Annotated in this window: 7 protein-coding genes; 4 read left to right on the top strand and 3 right to left on the bottom strand. The window is 55.6% G+C overall.

Going from position 1 to position 23,201, the window contains the following annotated elements:
• Nucleotides 1-62: 62 nt before the first annotated feature.
• Nucleotides 63-857 carry a thymidylate synthase gene (locus ACM67E_RS09345; RefSeq protein ID WP_416191177.1) on the bottom strand — a complete coding sequence of 265 codons (795 nt, stop codon included), beginning with the start codon at nt 855-857 and terminating at the stop codon, nt 63-65.
• Nucleotides 858-1,262: 405 nt separating this feature from the next.
• Between ACM67E_RS09345 and gdhA the strand changes: the two genes are divergently transcribed.
• On the top strand, nt 1,263-2,600 hold the full coding sequence (gdhA, locus tag ACM67E_RS09340) for an NADP-specific glutamate dehydrogenase (protein WP_416191176.1): 1,338 nt from the start codon (nt 1,263-1,265) through the stop codon (nt 2,598-2,600).
• Nucleotides 2,601-2,697: 97 nt separating this feature from the next.
• Here gdhA and ACM67E_RS09335 read toward each other — a convergent pair whose 3' ends face one another.
• The gene (locus tag ACM67E_RS09335) at nt 2,698-3,192 is read right to left on the bottom strand and encodes a DMP19 family protein (protein ID WP_416191175.1); all 495 of its coding nucleotides are present in this window, start codon (nt 3,190-3,192) and stop codon (nt 2,698-2,700) included.
• A gap of 159 nt (nt 3,193-3,351) precedes the next feature.
• Here ACM67E_RS09335 and ACM67E_RS09330 point away from each other — a divergent pair, with 159 nt between their 5' ends.
• Nucleotides 3,352-4,821 (top strand): protein adenylyltransferase SelO, encoded by a 1,470-nt coding sequence (locus ACM67E_RS09330; RefSeq protein WP_416191174.1) that lies wholly within the window; start codon nt 3,352-3,354, stop codon nt 4,819-4,821.
• Between the two features lie 442 nt (nt 4,822-5,263).
• Here the strand turns inward: ACM67E_RS09330 and smc are convergent, their stop codons facing one another.
• Nucleotides 5,264-8,758 (bottom strand): chromosome segregation protein SMC, encoded by a 3,495-nt coding sequence (gene smc, locus ACM67E_RS09325; RefSeq protein WP_416191173.1) that lies wholly within the window; start codon nt 8,756-8,758, stop codon nt 5,264-5,266.
• Nucleotides 8,759-9,228: 470 nt separating this feature from the next.
• Between smc and ACM67E_RS09320 the strand changes: the two genes are divergently transcribed.
• Both ACM67E_RS09320 and ACM67E_RS09315 read left to right on the top strand, forming a co-directional pair.
• Nucleotides 9,229-10,125: an OmpA family protein gene (locus tag ACM67E_RS09320; protein WP_416191172.1), complete on the top strand. Its 897-nt coding sequence runs from the start codon at nt 9,229-9,231 to the stop codon at nt 10,123-10,125.
• Nucleotides 10,126-10,147: 22 nt separating this feature from the next.
• Nucleotides 10,148-22,906 carry an Ig-like domain-containing protein gene (locus tag ACM67E_RS09315; RefSeq protein WP_416191171.1) on the top strand — a complete coding sequence of 4,253 codons (12,759 nt, stop codon included), beginning with the start codon at nt 10,148-10,150 and terminating at the stop codon, nt 22,904-22,906.
• Nucleotides 22,907-23,201: the final 295 nt, after the last annotated feature.

Raw genomic sequence — 23,201 nt, 5'->3', positions numbered from 1 at the left:
AGAGCAGGCCGTCTGAAAATGCAATGTTTTTTCAGACGGCCTTTTTCTTTTTCCGACAATGTTCAGACGGCCACCGCCGCTTTGATGTGCGGATGCGGATCGTAATCCGTCAGTTCGAAATCTTCAAACTTGAATGCAAACAAATCTTTCACGTCGGGATTGATTTTCATCGTCGGCAGCGGGCGCGGTTTGCGGGAGAGTTGCAGCTCGGCCTGCTCGAAATGGTTGCTGTAAAGGTGCGCGTCGCCGAAAGTGTGGATGAATTCGCCCACTTTCAAACCGCATACCTGCGCCATCATCATGGTCAGCAGCGCGTAGCTGGCGATGTTGAACGGCACACCCAGGAAAATGTCCGCGCTGCGCTGGTAGAGCTGGCAGGAGAGTTTGCCGTCGGCGACGTAAAACTGGAACAGCGCATGGCAGGGCGGCAAGGCCATTTCGTCAACAAGGGCGGGGTTCCATGCGGAAACGATTAAGCGGCGGCTGTCGGGATTTTTTTTGATTTGTTCGACCACATTGGCGATTTGGTCGATGTGGCGGCCGTCGGGTGCGGGCCAGCTGCGCCATTGGTAGCCGTAAACAGGGCCTAAGTCGCCGTTTTCGTCGGCCCATTCGTCCCAGATGGAAACATTGTTGTCTTTCAGGTATTTGATATTGGTGTCGCCTTTGAGAAACCACAGCAGCTCATGGATGATGGAGCGCAGGTGCAGCTTTTTGGTGGTCAGAAGCGGAAAGCCTTCGTTCAAATCGAAACGCATTTGATGGCCGAACACCGAGCGCGTGCCCGTGCCGGTGCGGTCGGCTTTGTCGGTGCCGTGTTCGAGGACGCGGCGCATGAGGTCGTGATAGGCTTTCATGAATATTCCTTATGATTTTGATGGCCGTCATTGTAGCATTTCAGACGGCCTCTTGCGACACGGAAACCGAATTCTGAAAAACGCGGTTCCGGCCATGAAAATACGGATGGATTGTTGACAAAATGTTGTCTTTTATCAAGTTTGATGGAAATTTACAAATTGAATTCTAAAAATGTAGTTTTTAAATTACAGATTATTATTCTAATAAATTAAATATAATTAAAATATATCTATTAATTTATATTAAAAATAAGCATAAGATATCTGTAAATAAAAATTCATTCAAAATAATGTCAACAATTTTACAAAAAAATACTTGGCAGCTAAAAAAAATAAGGTTATATTTCATTCCACAAATTTCCCGTTTCTGATTGACGGTTACCCTATGATTTTTGGAGACAGACCATGACCGATTTAAATGCCTTGTTTGACAACCTGAAAAAACGCAATCCCAACCAAGAGCCGTTTCATCAGGCGGTGGAAGAAGTATTTGAAAGTTTGAAACCGTTCCTGAAAGCTAATCCTAAATATACCCAGCAAGGTCTGCTGGAGCGCATCGTTGAGCCTGAGCGTGTGATTATGTTCCGCGTGTCTTGGGTGGACGACAAAGGCCAAGTCCAAGTCAACCGTGGCTACCGCGTGCAGATGAACTCCGCCATCGGCCCTTACAAAGGCGGTCTGCGTTTCCACCCGACCGTGGATTTGGGCGTGTTGAAATTTTTGGCATTCGAACAAGTGTTCAAAAACGCATTGACCACGCTGCCGATGGGCGGCGGCAAAGGCGGTTCCGACTTCGATCCTAAAGGCAAATCGGATGCCGAAGTGATGCGTTTCTGCCAAGCGTTCATGACCGAACTGTACCGCCATATCGGTCAGGATACCGACGTTCCTGCCGGCGACATCGGCGTGGGCGGCCGCGAAATCGGTTTCTTGTATGGCCAGTACAAAAAAATCCGCAACGAATTCGTTTCCGTGCTGACCGGTAAAGGCCTGACTTGGGGCGGCAGCCTGATCCGTCCGGAAGCCACCGGCTACGGCTGCGTATATTTTGCGCAATTTATGCTGGAAACCAAAAACGACAGCATGAAAGACAAACGCGTTCTGATTTCCGGTTCGGGCAACGTGGCGCAATATGCGGCTGAAAAATGTATCCAGCTGGGCGCGAAAGTGCTGACCGTTTCCGATTCCAACGGTTTCGTACAATTTGCCGACAGCGGCATGACCGCCGAGCAACTGGCTGCGCTGATTGAACTGAAAGAAGTGCGCCGTGAGCGTTTGTCGGTTTACGCCAAAGAGCAAGGCCTGCAATACTTCGCCGACCAAAAACCGTGGGGCGTGGCCGCCGATGTGGCTCTGCCTTGCGCGACCCAAAACGAATTGGACGAAGAAGCGGCCAAAACCCTGCTGGCCAACGGCTGCAAAGTAGTGGCCGAGGGTGCGAATATGCCGTCGACTTTGGGCGCGGTGAAACAGTTCCTGGACGCGAAAATCCTGTACGCACCGGGCAAAGCATCGAATGCCGGCGGCGTGGCGACTTCGGGTTTGGAAATGAGCCAAAACGCGATCCGTCTGTCTTGGACGCGCGAGGAAGTGGACAAAAACCTGTTCAACATCATGAAAGACATCCACGAAAACTGCGTGAAATACGGCAAACGCGAAGACGGCAGCATCAACTATGTTGACGGCGCGAACATCGCCGGTTTCGTGAAAGTGGCTGACGCGATGTTGGCGCAAGGTATTTAACCATTTGATTTGATTCAGTCAAAATGATGAAAGGCCGTCTGAAAAATATTTTTCAGACGGCCTTTTATGATACCGAAAACTCAGAGCAGAAATGAATTTAATCTTTGATTTCCGCAAATTTTTCCCAATTGGCCTGCACATAAGCCACCGCAGCGGCCATGTCTTCGTCGGCGACATCGTAATATTCGCCGTCGAGTTCTTCAAAATCGGCAAACTTGGTGCGGATGTCGTCCAGCGGTGTTTCAGCTTCGGCCAGCCGCTCGATTTCCGCACCGTATTTTTCATACAGGGCTTTGGCTTTGTCCAAAATTTTCGGGGTCGGCTTAATCCGCCAGCGGCGCAGGCTGTCGGCCACGGGGTTCATGAAAATATATTCGCCGTAGCCGGCGGCGATGAGCTGCACGAAGCCGCCTTCCTGCACTTGGCTGTCGAGATAACAATAGGCGGTTAAGGTGTGCTGTTCGTCGTTGAGGCAGGCCATGTCTTCGTCGCCGATTCGGGCGGTGTGGTCGAGATAGGCCGCGCTTAAGGTGTAGAGAAATTCGGCGGGGTCGTCGGGATTGAGTTCGTTGGGGCGAAATAAAGTGGTCATGGTCAAAGGCCGTCTGAAAAAAGAATGATGGGCATATTATCAGGAAAAACCGTATGTCGGAAATATTCGGTCTCTCTATTTTTCAGACAGCCTGCCGTTTTCGTGTTTCTACGCGCGGGCAAATGTGCTATCGTGAAGCCACTATATAAGGAAACCATCATGCACACACTTCCCTTGAAACCTGCGCGTTTTGCCGCGCTGCCGAATACGTTTTACAGCACGATCAAGCCCGAGCCGCTCAACAATCCTTATTGGATTGCGGTCAACGAAACCTTATTGGAACAGTTCGGTATGCCGTCTGAGCATTTTCAGACGGCCTCGAATTTGGCTTATCTTTCCGGCAGCGCGGCGGAGTATTCGCCCCAGCCGATTGCCACCGTGTACAGCGGCCACCAGTTCGGCGGATACACGCCGCGCTTGGGTGACGGGCGCGCGCTGTTGTTGGGCGAAACGCTTGACGGTGCGGGCAATGCGTGGGAATGGCAGCTCAAAGGCGCGGGCAAAACGCCGTATTCGCGTTTTGCCGACGGCAGGGCGGTGTTGCGTTCGAGCGTGCGCGAGTATTTGTGCTCCGAAGCGGTGCACGGCCTGAATATCCCGACCACGCGTGCGCTGGCCTTGGCCGGCAGCAACGACGAAGTGTACCGGGAAACGGTGGAAACCGCCGCCGTCGTCACCCGGATTGCGCCGAGCTTTATCCGCTTCGGCCACTTTGAATATTTTTTCTACACCGGCCGCGAAGCAGAGTTGAAAACGCTGGCCGATTTCGTCATCGACCATTATTACCCCGAGTGCCGCCAAGCCGGAAACCCTTATCTGGCCTTGCTGCACGAAGTCGGCAGGCGAACCGCCGAAACCGTCGCCGCATGGCAGAGCGTCGGCTTCTGCCACGGCGTGATGAACACCGACAACATGTCGATACTCGGCCTGACCATCGACTACGGCCCGTTCGGGTTTATGGAAGCCTACGACCGCCGACACGTCTGCAACCATTCCGACCACGAAGGCCGCTACGCCTACCATGCCCAGCCGTATATCGCGCATTGGAATTTGGCGGCCTTGGCAAACTGTTTTGAAACGCTGGTGTCGGAAGACGAGGTAAATGCGTTTTTAGAACAATGGCCGGAAACTTTTCAGACGGCCTATCTCGAAAAAATGCGCCCGAAGCTCGGTTTGCTGACCGAACAGAAAGACGACGCGGAACTCGTCGCCGACATGTTCGCCGCGCTGCAAGACAAAAAAGTCGATTTCACTTTATTTTTCAGACGGCTTGCCCAAGTGTCCAATGCGCACGACGACCCGCTGCCGTCCGAACTGACGGCTTTGTTCGGCGGCAACAGTCCGCAACTGTTCGTGCGCTGGGCAGGCCGCTACCGCCAGCGTTTGCGCGCGGAAAACAACAGACACGCCGAACGCACAGTGCGCATGAACCAAGTGAACCCGCTGTATGTATTGAGAAATTATCTGGCGCAGCAAGCCATCGAATTGGCGCAGCGCGGCGACTGCCGCGAAATCGAACGCCTGCGCCGCTGCCTGGAAAATCCGTTTGAAGCGCGCAAAGAATTTGCCGACTTTGCCGAACCCGCGCCGGAATGGGCGGAAGGGATTGCGGTGAGTTGTTCGAGTTGAGTTTGGGATGTTTGGTGGGCATGAATGCCCACCCTACGGGAGAAGGCTGTTTTGACGGACAACATGCCGTCTGAAATTGGTAGGGTGGGCACTCGTTGCCCACATAATTTTTTGGGTTTAAGGTTATCGATGATTTTAAAAAGGTATTTGATAGAAAGGTAGGTTGGGTCATGACCCAACATCATCTGAAAATACAGGATTTTGTTGGGTTGCCAGCCCAACCTACAACTGAATTGGTAGGGCGGGTACTTGTTGTCCACATAATTTTTGGGGCTTAAGGTTATCGATGATTTTAAAAGGGTATTTGATAGGCATAAATGCCCCCTGCGGGGGCGAGATTAAAAGGCCGTTTGAAAAACAGTTTTTCAGACGGCCTTTTTCATGTTTTGTTACGAGCAAATACTGTTCGGCAAATCCCTATCCGCCGCCATCACCCCAAACATCAGGCCGGTTCGGCCATTTTCAGCGCCTGCTGGATGTCCACGGCCACAATCCGCGACACGCCTTTTTCCTGCATGGTCACGCCGATAAGCTGTTCGGCCATTTCCATAGTCAGGCGGTTGTGCGAGATGTAGAGAAACTGAGTTTGCGCACTCATTTCTTTGACGAGATTGCAGAAGCGGCCGGTGTTGGCGTCGTCGAGCGGCGCGTCCACTTCGTCCAAAAGGCAGAAGGGGGCGGGGTTGAGGCTGAACAGGGCGAAAACGAGGCTCATGGCGGTGAGGGCTTTTTCGCCGCCGGAGAGCAGGTGGATGGTGGAGTTTTTCTTGCCGGGCGGTCGCGCCATGATGGACACGCCGGCGGTGAGCAGGTCGTCGCCGATCATGTGCAGCACGGCTTCGCCGCCGCCGAACAGGGTGGGGAAGAAGGTTTGGACTTTTTCGTTGACGGCGTCGAAGGTGGCTTTGAAGCGTTCTTTGGTTTTGCCGTCGATTTGGGCGATGGCTTCTTCGAGCAGGTCGATGGCGGCCTGCACGTCTTCGCTCTGGCCGCGGTAGTAGCCGTCGCGCTCGCGGGCTTCTTCGAGTTCTTGAAGGGCGGCGAGGTTGACGGGGCCGAGGGCTTCGATTTGCTGCGAGAGGCTGCCGATTTGGTTGTTTAATGTGTTCAGACGGCCTGCTTCTTTGGCCAAGGTTTCAAGTGCTTCCAAATCGGCTTGGCGTTCTTCGAGATTTTGGTGGAAGCGTTTGGCGTTGAGCAGGGCTTCCTGCTGTTGGAGCAGGGCGGTTTGGGTGGCGGCTTGAAGCTGCGGCAGTTTGGCTTGCAGGGTCTGCTGGTTTTCGTAGCGGCTGCGGCCTTGTTCCTGCGTGGCGGCAAGGGCGGTTTGGACGCGGGCGTATTCGTCGTCGAGCGTCTGCACCGCTTCGCCGAGTTCTTCCAACTTGATATGCTGCTCGTCGTTTTGCAGCTCGGTTTCGTAGGCGAGGGCGAGTTCCTGCTGGCGTTCCTGCCAGTCGAGGGTTTGCTGTTCGAGACGGGTGATTTGCTCTTGGCAGTTCTGTTTCTGCTGTTGCAGTTTGTGTACGGCGACTTCGGCCAAACCGTAGCGGCGGTTGGCTTCGAGCAGGGCGAGCTGCGCCTGTTTCAGACGGCCTTGCTGAGCCTGCCGGCCTGCGGCGGCGGTTTGCTGCTGGTGTTCGAGTTCGGCGGCAGACTCGTGCAAAACGGCGATGTCGTCTTCGAGGCCGTCTGAAGACTGTTCGAGCACGAGGCTTTCTTCTTCGAGTTGGACGAGTTCGCGTTCGATGTGTTCGCGGCGAAGCTGCCCCTGATTGGTGCGGGCGAGCAGTTCGGCGGCGCGCTGCTGGGCTTCAGCGTATTGGCGGCTGTGCTGTTTTTGCTGCTGCAACAGGTTTTTATAGTGGGTTTCGGCGGCTTCGAGCGCGGCCTGCGCCTGTTTGCTGCGGGTTTCGGCGGCGGCAAGTCGGGGCGACAGCGCGGCCAGTTCGGCGGTGATGTCGTCCAAACGGCTTTTGTGCGTCATCAGGTTGTCGGCGTTGCCGTCGGCGTAGAGCAGCACGCCGACTTTGTCGATTTGGTGGCCTTCGGGCGTGAGCCAGATTTGGTTGCCGTTCAAATCGTTTTGGTGTGCGAGGGCGTAGTTTAAATCGGGGGCGCACAGCACGCCGTCGAGCCAGTGGTGCAAGGCCGTCTGAAACGGGGCTTGGGTTTGGATTTGGTTGAGCAGGGCGGTGGCGGGCAGGGTTTTTTTGAGACCGCCGGAGAGGCCGTCTGAAATCCACGCCGCGCTGCCTGCGGGCAGGGGCGAGGGCGTTTGGAACGACGCAGGCACGGCGCGGGCGTGCAGGCGTTCGGCCAATACGGCGGACAGCGCGTGCTGCCATTGTTCGGGCGCAGTGATGTGCTGCCAGAGCTGCGGTGTGGCGGCGGCTTCGGTGTGCTGCCAGAAGTCGGCAGTTTGCGTTTCGCTTTGGGCAATCAGTTGCGCCAAAGCCTGCTGCCGCGCTTCGAGCGTGATGTGCTGCTGTTGCAGGGACTGTTTGTCGGCAGAGGCCGTCTGAAAGGCTTGGCGCAGCTGCTCGGTTTGGTTTTCGGCTTCGGCAAGCTGTTCTTCGTATTGCTCCTGCTGCGCCTGCAACAGGGCGGCCTGTTCTTGGGCGGCAGCAGTTTCGCCGTCGTGCGGTAAATTCAGCGCGCGGCTTTCTTCTTTCAGACGGCCTGTACGCGCGGCGTGCTGTTGCAGGGTTTGCCGCGCGTGGGCGAGCTGCTGCTGCTTCAGGGCGAGTTCGCGCTTGATGCGGGCGAGTTCGTCCTGCTGGGTTTGGAAGGCGTTGTTCAGGGTGTTTTGCGCTTCTTCCAGCTCGGGAAGCTGCTCTTCCTGTTCGGCCACCAGCATGGCGAGTTCGGCCAGTTCCATCTGTTTTTCTTCGATTTGGCTGTCGGCCGCTTCCAATTCGGCGCGGATGGACTGCTGCTCTTGGTGGATGCGGGAAAGTTGCGCTTGGGCGGCGGTTTTGTCGCGCTCGATGCGCTGGTTCAGGGTTTGCTGGTGGCGGATTTGTTCTTCCAAACGGGCAATCTGTTCACGCAACACGCCGCGCCGGTTGCTGATGTCGTGCACCTGTACCTGCTGCGCCTGCTCTTCGGCTTGCAGGGCGCGGATTTCTTCGTTCAAGGTCTGGATTTGCGCGGCGGTTTCGTCCTGCTGGCGGCGGAAGTTTTCATGTTGCGCGGTGGCTTTGTCCGCCGCGTCCAGCGATGTGCGCCATTGCACGAAGTCGAGCAAATCCTGTTGGCGGTTCAACTGTTTGGTCAGGTTTTGGTAACGCTCGGCGGTTTCGGCCTGCTTTTCCAGCTTTTCTACCTGCCGCGCCAGTTCGCTCTGCAAATCGCCCAACCGCTGCAAATGCTCGCGCGTGTCTTTCAGACGGCCTTCTGTTTCTTTGCGGCGTTCTTTATATTTGGATACGCCCGCCGCTTCTTCTATATAAGCACGCAATTCTTCCGGCCGCGCTTCGATGATGCGCGAAATCATGCCTTGTTCAATCACGGCATAGCCGCGCGCACCCACGCCCGTTCCCAAAAACAAATCGGTAATGTCGCGACGGCGCACAACTTGATTGTTGATGAAATAAGTCGATTCCCCCTGCCGCGTCAGCTGCCGCTTGATGCTCACTTCCGCATACTGCCCCCATGCCCCCTGCAAGCTGTGGTCGTTGTTGTCGAACACCAGTTCCACCGACGCGCGAGGCGCAGGCCGCCGCGTGGCCGCCCCGTTGAAAATCACGTCCTGCATACTCTCGCCACGCAACTGCTTGGCCGAAGCCTCGCCCAACACCCAGCGCACCGCGTCAATCACATTCGATTTGCCGCAGCCGTTCGGCCCGATAACGGCGACAAGTTGCCCGGGAACATGAATGGTGGTGGGGTCGGTAAAGGATTTGAAACCGGCAAGTTTGATGTGGGTGAGACGCATAATTTCAAGGAGGGCAGGTTAACGGAAAAGGCAGTATTTTAACGGAAATCAACCGAATTTTCGCAGGTTGAGAGAAATTAAATAGCTTAAAAAAGATGGTTTGCTGAATTTTATATTGATTTGTAATAATGTTGTTTAAATGTTGCAAAGCAAGGATAAACGGTAAAACCTTATTCCGTGAAAATAATTTAGATACCCGAATATGTAATTAATACAGTGATTTACTTGCTGATTGCATAATTGACTAATGCTGTGGGAGTGATAAAGCAGTATTTCGCCAAACTACCTATCATCTGATTAAATTACCGCTAATATTCAATAGTAATATTCTTCCTTTAAAGCGTATATCATATGGCGTATGAATTAGTGTCAGGCTGGATAATATGCATCCTATCTGTCTGGCATTAGAGAGATTGATACGCGGTTTTGAAAAATTAAACGATTATAATCAAATAAATAGGAGCTTAAAAATGTTGAAGTTTCGCAGCTTGTTATGGGGGGTGTTGCCGGTAACCATGTTGGTTGGTTGTGCACATCAGCATAAGGAAACATGGTTGGACAAGACTGAAGCGGTGTATAGCACCGATGTGCCGGAAGGCCGTTCTTCCGTGGTATTTTACCGTCCGGCCGATGCATTGCAAGGCTCTACAGTCAATATTTATGTCAATGGCGAATATTCGGGTTCTTTGCAGCCCAATGCGTACCGCCAGGAATTGGTGTGTGCCCAAAACCAAAGATTCCTCGCTGATTTTACCCGTCAAGATGCAGCCTACTACAAAAAATCCAATTCGGGCGATTACTACAATCTGCCGGAATCTACCGTTTCTTTCTTCAAGGTCGTCGATAACGGTAACGGCCAGCCGGTTTTGCAAAGCGTAACCCCTGAGCAGGCTGAGGCCGAAATGAAAGGTGTGAAACGTCAAAACCATACCTTATCCCGTGTCGTCAGTCCGGCCAAATGTGCGCAAGTATTGAAAAAATATAATCTGCAAGCTTCTGCTTTGTTTAAATTCGACCGTTCCGACTATAAAGACATGCTGCCGAAAGGCAAGCAGGAAATTGCCGCCGTGTCGGCAGACATCCGCCAAAACCAAGCTACAGTGAGTGGTATTGAAGTTATCGGCCATACAGATCCGGAGGGTAAGCCGGCTTATAACCAAAATCTTTCAATGCAGCGTGCCGAGACGGTTAAACGGGCATTGGGCGAAAGCGGTTTGGACTCAAACGTCATTTCTGCCCAAGGTCGTGGCGAACAAGAGCTGCTGATTAATGACTGTCGCGTCCGTTTCCCTAAAGATGCCAAGGCGCGCAAGGAATGTGACCAACCTAACCGTCGTGTAGAAATCATTGTACACGGTGAAAAATAATTAACGATAAAAGGTAATCAAAATGTCTAAAAACATTACGTTAAAAATCAATAATGCAAAAGAAACCATCGAAACCGTCAAATTTCAGACGGCCTCAGGTGAGGTATTGCGTATTCCTGCTCAATCTCAGGTGAACTATCAGTTTATTGATGAGGCTACTCAGTTTGGTCCTGAAAACATTATGACCAAACGTGTCGGCGATAATTTGGAAGTGGCTTTTGAGGGTTCTGATATCAGTAATCCTGATTTGATTATTGAAGGTTACTATTCAGGTCAGACTGACGCATCTAAAAGCAGTTTGCTGGTTGGTCAGCATGAAAACGGTGGTATGTATCCGTATGTTCCGGAAAGTGCGGAGCCTACCGATGCGGTAACTATGCTTGCTGAAGAGGTGCAGGCAGGACAGGCATTGGGTGGTGCAATTGTCAATAGTTTGTGGGCACCTAATCCTTTGTGGCTGTTAGGTCTGTTGCCGGTAGGGGCGGCTGCAGCGGCATTGGCTAAAAATGATGATAAAGATAACAAGGCGGTGATTACCGTCGATGCTCCGGATGATTCTTCTAGTGCTAAACCGACCATTACCGGTACTGTTGATGATGTTGAGCCGGGGCAGGTGGTAACTTTGACCATTACTGATGCCAATAATGAAACTCAAGTGGTGACTGTTGCTGTTAAGGAAGATGGTACTTATTCGGTTGATGTGCCTAACGATCTGCCGGATGGGCCTTATCGTGTGGATGCCGTAGTGTCGGATAAAGCGGGTAATGTAGCTCAAGCAACTGATTCAAGTGTGATTGATTCTGTGGTGTTGCTGACTGTAGATGCACCCGATGAAGTGAGTAATGACACCAAGCCGGTCATTACCGGTACCTCTGATGCGATCGGACAAGTTGTTACTTTGACGGTTACAGATGCAGAAGGCACAACCCATACCATTACTGTTCCAGTTAATGAGGAAGGTTTATATGCGGTACAAGTGCCGAATGATTTGCCCGACGGTAAATATACTGTCGAAGCAACTGTATCCAATATCACAGGAAAAACTGCAACGGCAGCTGATCAAGGTGAGATTGACACGACTGCAGTAATTACAGTCAATGCTCCTGATCTGACTAATGACAATACGCCTTTGATTACCGGTACTACGTCGGATGTAGAAGAAAATCAAATAGTGACATTGGTGGTTACAGACGATAATGGCGTAACTCAAGTAGTGACCGCTACAGTTAAAGCAGATGGTAGTTATGAAGCAGAAGTGCCATCTGAATTGCCTGATGGTACATATTCTGTTGAGGCAACCGTTGCTGATAAGGTCGGTAATATTGCTACTGCACGTGATAATGGTAATGTTATTGATACTGCTGCACCGGTAATTACTGTAGATGCACCGGATGATGTTTATCGTGATACTACGCCAAGCATTAAGGGCTCAACGGATGCAGAAGAAGGTCAAGTGGTAACCTTGGTTGTCATTGATAGTAAAGGGGCGGTACAAACATTAACAACCACGGTCAAACAAGATGGTACCTATGAAGTAAATGTACCAAAAGAATTGGCTGATGGTGAATATACTGCTACTGCAGATGTTACTGATAAAGCGGGTAATCCAAGTAATTCGGCTCAAGATAAAGGCATTATAGACACCGCAGCGGCGATTACCGTAGACGCACCGGATTTGGGCAACGACAACACCCCGCTGATTACCGGTACCGTAACCGACGTAGAAGCAGGTCAGACAGTGACCGTAACCGTAACCGATGCGAACGGAACAACCCAAGTGGTGAGTGCCACCGTCAAAGGCGACGGCACGTTTGAAGCCGAAGTACCGGCCGCACTGCCGGAGGGCAGTTACACCGTAGAAGCCAAAGTCCGCGACAAAGCCGGCAACGAAGCCTCGGCCCGCGACGACAACGGCGGCAAAGGCAATGTGATCGACACCACTGCGCCGACCGTCAGCGTCGACGTACCGGCGACCACCAACGACACTACACCGACCATTACCGGCAAGACCGACGAGCCGGCAGGTACCGTTGTGACCGTAACCGTCACCGATGCGAACGGCGGTACCCAAGTCGTGACCGCCACCGTCAAAGGCGACGGCACGTTTGAAGCCGAAGTACCGAACGAACTGCCGGAAGGTCCGGTTAAAGTGACAGCCGAAGTCGAAGATCCTGCCGGCAACAGCGGCAAAGCGACCGACGAAGGCCGAATCGACACCACTGCGCCGAGCATCAGTGTCGACGTACCGGCGACCACCAACGACACCACACCGACCATTACCGGCAAGACCGACGAGCCGGCAGGTACCGTTGTGACCGTTACCATCACCGATGCGAACGGCGGCACCCAAGTCGTGACCGCCACCGTTAAAGGCGACGGCACGTTTGAAGCCGAAGTACCGAACGAACTGCCGGAAGGTCCGGTTAAAGTGACGGCCGAAGTCGAAGATCCTGCCGGCAACACCGGCAAAGCGACCGACGAAGGCCGAATCGACACCACTGCGCCGACCGTCAGCGTCGACGTACCGGCGACCACCAACGACACCACACCGACCATTACCGGCAAGACCGACGAGCCGGCAGGTACCGTTGTGACCGTTACCATCACCGATGCGAACGGCGGCACCCAAGTCGTGACCGCCACCGTTAAAGGCGACGGCACGTTTGAAGCCGAAGTACCGAACGAACTGCCGGAAGGTCCGGTTAAAGTGACAGCCGAAGTCGAAGATCCTGCCGGCAACACCGGCAAAGGCAGCGGCAGCGGCACCATCGATACGGCAGCACCGGCGATCAGCGTATCCGCACCGGACAACACATCGGACAACACCCCGGTGATTACCGGTACGACCGATGCGGCCGAAGGCAGCGTCGTCACACTGACCGTCACCGACAGCCAAGGTACGACCCAGGTAGTGAGCGCCACCGTTAAGGCGGACGGCACATTCGAAGCCGAATTGCCGAAAGAGCTGGCGGACGGCGAATACAGAGCAGTGGCCGAAGTAGCGGACGAAACCGGCAACAAAGCGACGGCGGAAGACACCGGTTCGGTGGACACCGCAGCGGCGATTACCGTAGACGCACCGGATTTGGGCAACGACAACACCCCGCTGATTACCGGTACCGTAACCGACGTAGAAGCAGGTCAGACAGTGACCGTTACCGTAACCGATGCGAACGGAGCAACCCAAGTGGTGACCGCCACCGTCAAAGGCGACGGCACGTTTGAAGCCGAAGTACCGGCCGCATTGCCGGAGGGCAGCTACACCGTAGAAGCCAAAGTCCGCGACAAAGCCGGTAACGAAGCCTCGGCCCGCGACGACAACGGCAGCAAAGGCAATGTGATCGACACCACTGCACCGACCATCAGCGTCGACGTACCGGCTGCCACCAACGACACCACACCGACCATTACCGGCAAGACCGACGAGCCGGCAGGTACCGTTGTGACCGTTACCATCACCGATGCGAACGGCGGCACCCAAGTCGTGACCGCCACCGTTAAAGGCGACGGCACGTTTGAAGCCGAAGTACCGAACGAACTGCCGGAAGGTCCGGTTAAAGTGACAGCCGAAGTCGAAGATCCTGCCGGCAACAGCGGCAAAGCGACCGACGAAGGCCGAATCGACACCACTGCGCCGAGCATCAGTGTCGACGTACCGGCGACCACCAACGACACCACACCGACCATTACCGGCAAGACCGACGAGCCGGCAGGTACCGTTGTGACCGTTACCATCACCGATGCGAACGGCGGCACCCAAGTCGTGACCGCCACCGTTAAAGGCGACGGCACGTTTGAAGCCGAAGTACCGAACGAACTGCCGGAAGGTCCGGTTAAAGTGACAGCCGAAGTCGAAGATCCTGCCGGCAACACCGGCAAAGGCAGCGGCAGCGGCACCATCGATACGGCAGCACCGGCGATCAGCGTATCCGCACCGGACAACACATCGGACAACACCCCGGTGATTACCGGTACGACCGATGCGGCCGAAGGCAGCGTCGTCACACTGACCGTCACCGACAGCCAAGGTACGACCCAGGTAGTGAGCGCCACCGTTAAGGCGGACGGCACATTCGAAGCCGAATTGCCGAAAGAGCTGGCGGACGGCGAATACAGAGCAGTGGCCGAAGTAGCGGACGAAACCGGCAACAAAGCGACGGCGGAAGACACCGGTTCGGTGGACACCGCAGCGGCGATTACCGTAGACGCACCGGATTTGGGCAACGACAACACCCCGCTGATTACCGGTACCGTAACCGACGTAGAAGCAGGTCAGACAGTGACCGTTACCGTAACCGATGCGAACGGAGCAACCCAAGTGGTGACCGCCACCGTCAAAGGCGACGGCACGTTTGAAGCCGAAGTACCGGCCGCATTGCCGGAGGGCAGCTACACCGTAGAAGCCAAAGTCCGCGACAAAGCCGGTAACGAAGCCTCGGCCCGCGACGACAACGGCGGCAAAGGCAATGTGATCGACACCACTGCACCGACCATCAGCGTCGACGTACCGGCTGCCACCAACGACACCACACCGACCATTACCGGCAAGACCGACGAGCCGGCAGGTACCGTTGTGACCGTTACCGTAACCGATGCGAACGGAGCAACCCAAGTGGTGACCGCCACCGTCAAAGGCGACGGCACGTTTGAAGCCGAAGTACCGAACGAACTGCCGGAAGGTCCGGTTAAAGTGACGGCCGAAGTCGAAGATCCTGCCGGCAACACCGGCAAAGCGACCGACGAAGGCCGAATCGACACCACTGCGCCGAGCATCAGTGTCGACGTACCGGCGACCACCAACGACACCACACCGACCATTACCGGCAAGACCGACGAGCCGGCAGGTACCGTTGTGACCGTTACCATCACCGATGCGAACGGCGGCACCCAAGTCGTGACCGCCACCGTTAAAGGCGACGGCACGTTTGAAGCCGAAGTACCGAACGAACTGCCGGAAGGTCCGGTTAAAGTGACAGCCGAAGTCGAAGATCCTGCCGGCAACACCGGCAAAGGCAGCGGCAGCGGCACCATCGATACGGCAGCACCGGCGATCAGCGTATCCGCACCGGACAACACATCGGACAACACCCCGGTGATTACCGGTACGACCGATGCGGCCGAAGGCAGCGTCGTCACACTGACCGTCACCGACAGCCAAGGTACGACCCAGGTAGTGAGCGCCACCGTTAAGGCGGACGGCACATTCGAAGCCGAATTGCCGAAAGAGCTGGCGGACGGCGAATACAAAGCAGTGGCCGAAGTAGCGGACGAAACCGGCAACAAAGCGACGGCGGAAGACACCGGTTCGGTGGACACCGCAGCGGCGATTACCGTAGACGCACCGGATTTGGGCAACGACAACACCCCGCTGATTACCGGTACCGTAACCGACGTAGAAGCAGGTCAGACAGTGACCGTTACCGTAACCGATGCGAACGGAGCAACCCAAGTGGTGACCGCCACCGTCAAAGGCGACGGCACGTTTGAAGCCGAAGTACCGGCCGCACTGCCGGAGGGCAGTTACACCGTAGAAGCCAAAGTCCGCGACAAAGCCGGCAACGAAGCCTCGGCCCGCGACGACAACGGCAGCAAAGGCAATGTGATCGACACCACTGCGCCGACCGTCAGCGTCGACGTACCGGCGACCACCAACGACACTACACCGACCATTACCGGCAAGACCGACGAGCCGGCAGGTACCGTTGTGACCGTAACCGTCACCGATGCGAACGGCGGTACCCAAGTCGTGACCGCCACCGTCAAAGGCGACGGCACGTTTGAAGCCGAAGTACCGAACGAACTGCCGGAAGGTCCGGTTAAAGTGACAGCCGAAGTCGAAGATCCTGCCGGCAACAGCGGCAAAGCGACCGACGAAGGCCGAATCGACACCACTGCGCCGAGCATCAGTGTCGACGTACCGGCGACCACCAACGACACCACACCGACCATTACCGGCAAGACCGACGAGCCGGCAGGTACCGTTGTGACCGTTACCATCACCGATGCGAACGGCGGCACCCAAGTCGTGACCGCCACCGTTAAAGGCGACGGCACGTTTGAAGCCGAAGTACCGAACGAACTGCCGGAAGGTCCGGTTAAAGTGACAGCCGAAGTCGAAGATCCTGCCGGCAACAGCGGCAAAGCGACCGACGAAGGCCGAATCGACACCACTGCGCCGAGCATCAGTGTCGACGTACCGGCGACCACCAACGACACCACACCGACCATTACCGGCAAGACCGACGAGCCGGCAGGTACCGTTGTGACCGTTACCATCACCGATGCGAACGGCGGCACCCAAGTCGTGACCGCCACCGTTAAAGGCGACGGCACGTTTGAAGCCGAAGTACCGAACGAACTGCCGGAAGGTCCGGTTAAAGTGACAGCCGAAGTCGAAGATCCTGCCGGCAACACCGGCAAAGGCAGCGGCAGCGGCACCATCGATACGGCAGCACCGGCGATCAGCGTATCCGCACCGGACAACACATCGGACAACACCCCGGTGATTACCGGTACGACCGATGCGGCCGAAGGCAGCGTCGTCACACTGACCGTCACCGACAGCCAAGGTACGACCCAGGTAGTGAGCGCCACCGTTAAGGCGGACGGCACATTCGAAGCCGAATTGCCGAAAGAGCTGGCGGACGGCGAATACAAAGCAGTGGCCGAAGTAGCGGACGAAACCGGCAACAAAGCGACGGCGGAAGACACCGGTTCGGTGGACACCGCAGCGGCGATTACCGTAGACGCACCGGATTTGGGCAACGACAACACCCCGCTGATTACCGGTACCGTAACCGACGTAGAAGCAGGTCAGACAGTGACCGTTACCGTAACCGATGCGAACGGAGCAACCCAAGTGGTGACCGCCACCGTCAAAGGCGACGGCACGTTTGAAGCCGAAGTACCGGCCGCATTGCCGGAGGGCAGCTACACCGTAGAAGCCAAAGTCCGCGACAAAGCCGGTAACGAAGCCTCGGCCCGCGACGACAACGGCGGCAAAGGCAATGTGATCGACACCACTGCACCGACCATCAGCGTCGACGTACCGGCGACCACCAACGACACCACACCGACCATTACCGGCAAGACCGACGAGCCGGCAGGTACCGTTGTGACCGTTACCGTAACCGATGCGAACGGAGCAACCCAAGTGGTGACCGCCACCGTCAAAGGCGACGGCACGTTTGAAGCCGAAGTACCGAACGAACTGCCGGAAGGTCCGGTTAAAGTGACAGCCGAAGTCGAAGATCCTGCCGGCAACAGCGGCAAAGCGACCGACGAAGGCCGAATCGACACCACTGCGCCGAGCATCAGTGTCGACGTACCGGCGACCACCAACGACACCACACCGACCATTACCGGCAAGACCGACGAGCCGGCAGGTACCGTTGTGACCGTTACCATCACCGATGCGAACGGCGGCACCCAAGTCGTGACCGCCACCGTTAAAGGCGACGGCACGTTTGAAGCCGAAGTACCGAACGAACTGCCGGAAGGTCCGGTTAAAGTGACAGCCGAAGTCGAAGATCCTGCCGGCAACAGCGGCAAAGCGACCGACGAAGGCCGAATCGACACCACTGCGCCGAGCATCAGTGTCGACGTACCGGCGACCACCAACGACACCACACCGACCATTACCGGCAAGACCGACGAGCCGGCAGGTACCGTTGTGACCGTTACCATCACCGATGCGAACGGCGGCACCCAAGTCGTGACCGCCACCGTTAAAGGCGACGGCACGTTTGAAGCCGAAGTACCGAACGAACTGCCGGAAGGTCCGGTTAAAGTGACAGCCGAAGTCGAAGATCCTGCCGGCAACACCGGCAAAGGCAGCGGCAGCGGCACCATCGATACGGCAGCACCGGCGATCAGCGTATCCGCACCGGACAACACATCGGACAACACCCCGGTGATTACCGGTACGACCGATGCGGCCGAAGGCAGCGTCGTCACACTGACCGTCACCGACAGCCAAGGTACGACCCAGGTAGTGAGCGCCACCGTTAAGGCGGACGGCACATTCGAAGCCGAATTGCCGAAAGAGCTGGCGGACGGCGAATACAGAGCAGTGGCCGAAGTAGCGGACGAAACCGGCAACAAAGCGACGGCGGAAGACACCGGTTCGGTGGACACCGCAGCGGCGATTACCGTAGACGCACCGGATTTGGGCAACGACAACACCCCGCTGATTACCGGTACCGTAACCGACGTAGAAGCAGGTCAGACAGTGACCGTTACCGTAACCGATGCGAACGGAGCAACCCAAGTGGTGACCGCCACCGTCAAAGGCGACGGCACGTTTGAAGCCGAAGTACCGGCCGCATTGCCGGAGGGCAGCTACACCGTAGAAGCCAAAGTCCGCGACAAAGCCGGTAACGAAGCCTCGGCCCGCGACGACAACGGCGGCAAAGGCAATGTGATCGACACCACTGCACCGACCATCAGCGTCGACGTACCGGCTGCCACCAACGACACCACACCGACCATTACCGGCAAGACCGACGAGCCGGCAGGTACCGTTGTGACCGTTACCGTAACCGATGCGAACGGAGCAACCCAAGTGGTGACCGCCACCGTCAAAGGCGACGGCACGTTTGAAGCCGAAGTACCGAACGAACTGCCGGAAGGTCCGGTTAAAGTGACGGCCGAAGTCGAAGATCCTGCCGGCAACACCGGCAAAGCGACCGACGAAGGCCGAATCGACACCACTGCGCCGAGCATCAGTGTCGACGTACCGGCGACCACCAACGACACCACACCGACCATTACCGGCAAGACCGACGAGCCGGCAGGTACCGTTGTGACCGTTACCATCACCGATGCGAACGGCGGCACCCAAGTCGTGACCGCCACCGTTAAAGGCGACGGCACGTTTGAAGCCGAAGTACCGAACGAACTGCCGGAAGGTCCGGTTAAAGTGACAGCCGAAGTCGAAGATCCTGCCGGCAACACCGGCAAAGGCAGCGGCAGCGGCACCATCGATACGGCAGCACCGGCGATCAGCGTATCCGCACCGGACAACACATCGGACAACACCCCGGTGATTACCGGTACGACCGATGCGGCCGAAGGCAGCGTCGTCACACTGACCGTCACCGACAGCCAAGGTACGACCCAGGTAGTGAGCGCCACCGTTAAGGCGGACGGCACATTCGAAGCCGAATTGCCGAAAGAGCTGGCGGACGGCGAATACAAAGCAGTGGCCGAAGTAGCGGACGAAACCGGCAACAAAGCGACGGCGGAAGACACCGGTTCGGTGGACACCGCAGCGGCGATTACCGTAGACGCACCGGATTTGGGCAACGACAACACCCCGCTGATTACCGGTACCGTAACCGACGTAGAAGCAGGTCAGACAGTGACCGTTACCGTAACCGATGCGAACGGAGCAACCCAAGTGGTGACCGCCACCGTCAAAGGCGACGGCACGTTTGAAGCCGAAGTACCGGCCGCACTGCCGGAGGGCAGTTACACCGTAGAAGCCAAAGTCCGCGACAAAGCCGGCAACGAAGCCTCGGCCCGCGACGACAACGGCGGCAAAGGCAATGTGATCGACACCACTGCGCCGACCGTCAGCGTCGACGTACCGGCGACCACCAACGACACTACACCGACCATTACCGGCAAGACCGACGAGCCGGCAGGTACCGTTGTGACCGTAACCGTCACCGATGCGAACGGCGGTACCCAAGTCGTGACCGCCACCGTCAAAGGCGACGGTACGTTTGAAGCGGAAGTACCGAACGAACTGCCGGAAGGTCCGGTTAAAGTGACAGCCGAAGTCGAAGATCCTGCCGGCAACACCGGCAAAGCGACCGACGAAGGCCGAATCGACACCACTGCGCCGACCGTCAGCGTCGACGTACCGGCGACCACCAACGACACCACACCGACCATTACCGGTAAGACCGACGAGCCGGCAGGTACCGTTGTGACCGTAACCGTCACCGATGCGAACGGCGGCACCCAAGTCGTGACCGCCACCGTTAAAGGCGACGGCACGTTTGAAGCCGAAGTGCCGAACGAACTGCCGGAAGGTCCGGTTAAAGTGACAGCCGAAGTCGAAGATCCTGCCGGCAACACCGGCAAAGGCAGCGGCAGCGGCACCATCGATACGGCTGCACCGGCGATCAGCGTATCCGCACCGGACAACACATCGGACAACACCCCGGTGATTACCGGTACGACCGATGCGGCCGAAGGCAGCGTCGTCACACTGACCGTCACCGACAGCCAAGGTACGACCCAGGTAGTGAGCGCCACCGTTAAGGCGGACGGCACATTCGAAGCCGAATTGCCGAAAGAGCTGGCGGACGGCGAATACAAAGCAGTGGCCGAAGTGGCGGACGAAACCGGCAACAAAGCGACGGCGGAAGACACCGGTTCGGTGGACACCGCAGCGGCGATTACCGTAGACGCACCGGATTTGGGCAACGACAACACCCCGCTGATTACCGGTACCGTAACCGACGTAGAAGCAGGTCAGACAGTGACCGTAACCGTAACCGATGCGAACGGCGGCACCCAAGTGGTAACCGCCACCGTCAAAGGTGACGGCACGTTTGAAGCCGAAGTACCGGCCGCACTGCCGGAGGGCAGCTACACCGTAGAAGCCAAAGTCCGCGACAAAGCCGGTAACGAAGCCTCGGCCCGCGACGACAACGGCGGCAAAGGCAATGTGATCGACACCACTGCACCGACCGTTTCGGTTGAAGATAATGCGGTCGAAGAAGCTTCTGCTGCGGTTGTCAACGGTATTATCAAGGTAACCGACCATTCTGTTGCGAGCATTACTGTAGCAGGTAAGGATGTAACCGGTACGACGGCAAGCAATCCGGTTGTGATTGCGACGAAACTGGGTACTTTGGCTATCACCGGTTATGATGCGGTTAAAGGCGAAGTATCTTACCGCTATACCGAAAACGGTAAAGCCGAGGATCATAGTGCAGGTGATGATTCTGTTAAAGACAGCTTCTTGGTGGTTGTACGTGATGCAGCCGGCAATACTGTGATGGACAGTTTGGATATTCAAATTACCGATACTGCGCCGAAGGCTGTGGATGACGTGAACAGTATTGCCGAGTCAGACAAGTCTGTGAGCGGTAATGTACTGGATAACGACAGCTTGGGGGCGGATACACCGGTTTCCGTCGCAGCAGAGCATACTGTCGGACGATATGGCTCGTTGAAGTTGGGTGCAAATGGTGAATACACCTACGAACTGAATACGGATAATCCGTCTGTGAAAGCTTTGAACAGCGGTGAATCGTTACAGGATACCTTTACCTATACCGTGACCGATGCGGACGGAGACCAATCGACTGCCACGCTGACCATTGATATCAACGGCAAAGATTCCGATAAAGCCATTATCGGTAAGAATGACGGCGGTACCATTAACGGCGGTAGCGGTAACGATGTTCTGATTGGCGATGCCGGCGGTTACGAAGTCATCATCAAACCGGGACAAGACTACAATGTTGCTGTCATTTTGGATATTTCCAACAGTATGACCCAATACAGAACCGATAAGGGTGAAGCATATATTGAGATTGCACGTAAATCTCTGCTGAAGCTGGCTCAGGACTTTGCGGATCATGACGGTAAATTGAACGTAACCTTCTTTGCGTTCGGCACGACCTCGAAACAGGTTGTGACTATTCCGGATTTGACAGAGGCCAATGTCGATAATTTGGTTAAGGCTATTTACGCCATGAAAGCCCAAGGTCTGACCAACTACGATGATGTCTTCCGCGATGCCACTTCTTGGTTTAAAGGCGTTTCGGGTAACGGTTATGAAAACGTGACCTACTTCCTGACCGACGGGCAACCGACTACGCATGGCGATACCGGAGCCGGTAATGCCTACCGCGGCTATGTCAACCAAACTTCGGTAACTGCATCGTTGAACAGCTTCAAAGGTTTGTCGGCCGTATCGGATGTCCACGCAGTCGGATTCTCGAAAGGCATTCAAGCCAATATGCTGAACTTCTTCGATAACACCGTTGCAGAGGGAAGCCGAATCAGTGACCAAAGCTTCAGCTTCAGCACTTATCCGGGACGCGTGGTTTACCAAGGTGCTTCGGGTGAGTCGCAAGTAGTCTCTACGCCTGAAGAGTTGGATGCGGCGCTGGAAAGCGGTACGACCGAACGTGTGGTGAACCAAGTATCTTCGGATACCTTGAACGGCGGAGAGGGTGACGACATCATCTTCGGCGACAGCATCAACACCGATCACCTGAGCTGGACCAACGGCATTACCGGCATCCAGCATACCGAAGGTTCGCACGACGGTATGGGTGCCCGCGCGTTGACCGAATACATCAAGTGGACGGAAAACGGCGGTAACGATGCAACTGAACAGCAAATTGGTGATTATGTTCGCGAGAACTGGACCGAACTGTTGGACAACCGTGTCGATGGCGGTAACGATACCTTGATCGGCGGTTCGGGTGACGACATCCTGTTCGGCGGTGCCGGCAACGATACCTTGACCGGTGGCGATGGCGCAGATCAGTTTGTATTCTTGGCCAACAGTAACAGCGGCCATGATGTCATTACTGATTTTGAAGCCGGTGTCGATAAAGTCGTATTCGCCGATTTGGTCAGCCCGCAACAGTTGGAAAACGCTGTTTGGGACGACGAAAGCCATACCTTAAGCTTTACCGGTGTGGCGGAAGACGGCCAAACTTACCAAAACAGCATTACCTTCCAAGGTTTGTCTGCCGGCGAGACGCTTGAGTCCGTGTTGCAAAACCATATTGAAACCATCGGCTAATTGGCCAGCCTGCAAGAAAGCCCTGCTGAAAAGCAGGGCTTTTTTTATCCGGAACATTCAGGTAGCAGGTTAGGGGGGCGGCAAAAGGCAGAGGCTTTTGCAAAATTCATCTTTGGAATATTTCTTTGTTATGTGCTGCCCGAAAGCCTGGCCTTTTCATGATAGTCGTTTGAAATAAAAATCATACAGCGTTGTCGGCTCCCTTATGTACTCGGTGTACGTGGTGGTCGTTGCCGCCTTGTCTTATTTTTATTTCAAACGACTGTAAAACTCGGGTTGAACCTGAAAAGCGGTG

This window comes from Neisseria sp. CCUG12390 (assembly GCF_047837985.1).
In the GTDB taxonomy this organism is placed as follows: Bacteria; Pseudomonadota; Gammaproteobacteria; order Burkholderiales; family Neisseriaceae; genus Neisseria.
The sequence above is the reverse complement of the archived record's forward strand: the minus strand, read 5'-3'. Positions and strand labels throughout refer to the sequence as shown.

Excerpts from the sequence above, each read along its gene's own strand:
- ACM67E_RS09345 (WP_416191177.1), bottom strand. The coding sequence starts at position 857 with ATGAAAGCCTATCACGACCTCATGCGCCGCGTCCTCGAACACGGCACC.
- gdhA (WP_416191176.1), top strand. The coding sequence starts at position 1,263 with ATGACCGATTTAAATGCCTTGTTTGACAACCTGAAAAAACGCAATCCC.
- ACM67E_RS09335 (WP_416191175.1), bottom strand. The coding sequence starts at position 3,192 with ATGACCACTTTATTTCGCCCCAACGAACTCAATCCCGACGACCCCGCC.
- ACM67E_RS09330 (WP_416191174.1), top strand. The coding sequence starts at position 3,352 with ATGCACACACTTCCCTTGAAACCTGCGCGTTTTGCCGCGCTGCCGAAT.
- smc (WP_416191173.1), bottom strand. The coding sequence starts at position 8,758 with ATGCGTCTCACCCACATCAAACTTGCCGGTTTCAAATCCTTTACCGAC.
- ACM67E_RS09320 (WP_416191172.1), top strand. The coding sequence starts at position 9,229 with ATGTTGAAGTTTCGCAGCTTGTTATGGGGGGTGTTGCCGGTAACCATG.
- ACM67E_RS09315 (WP_416191171.1), top strand. The coding sequence starts at position 10,148 with ATGTCTAAAAACATTACGTTAAAAATCAATAATGCAAAAGAAACCATC.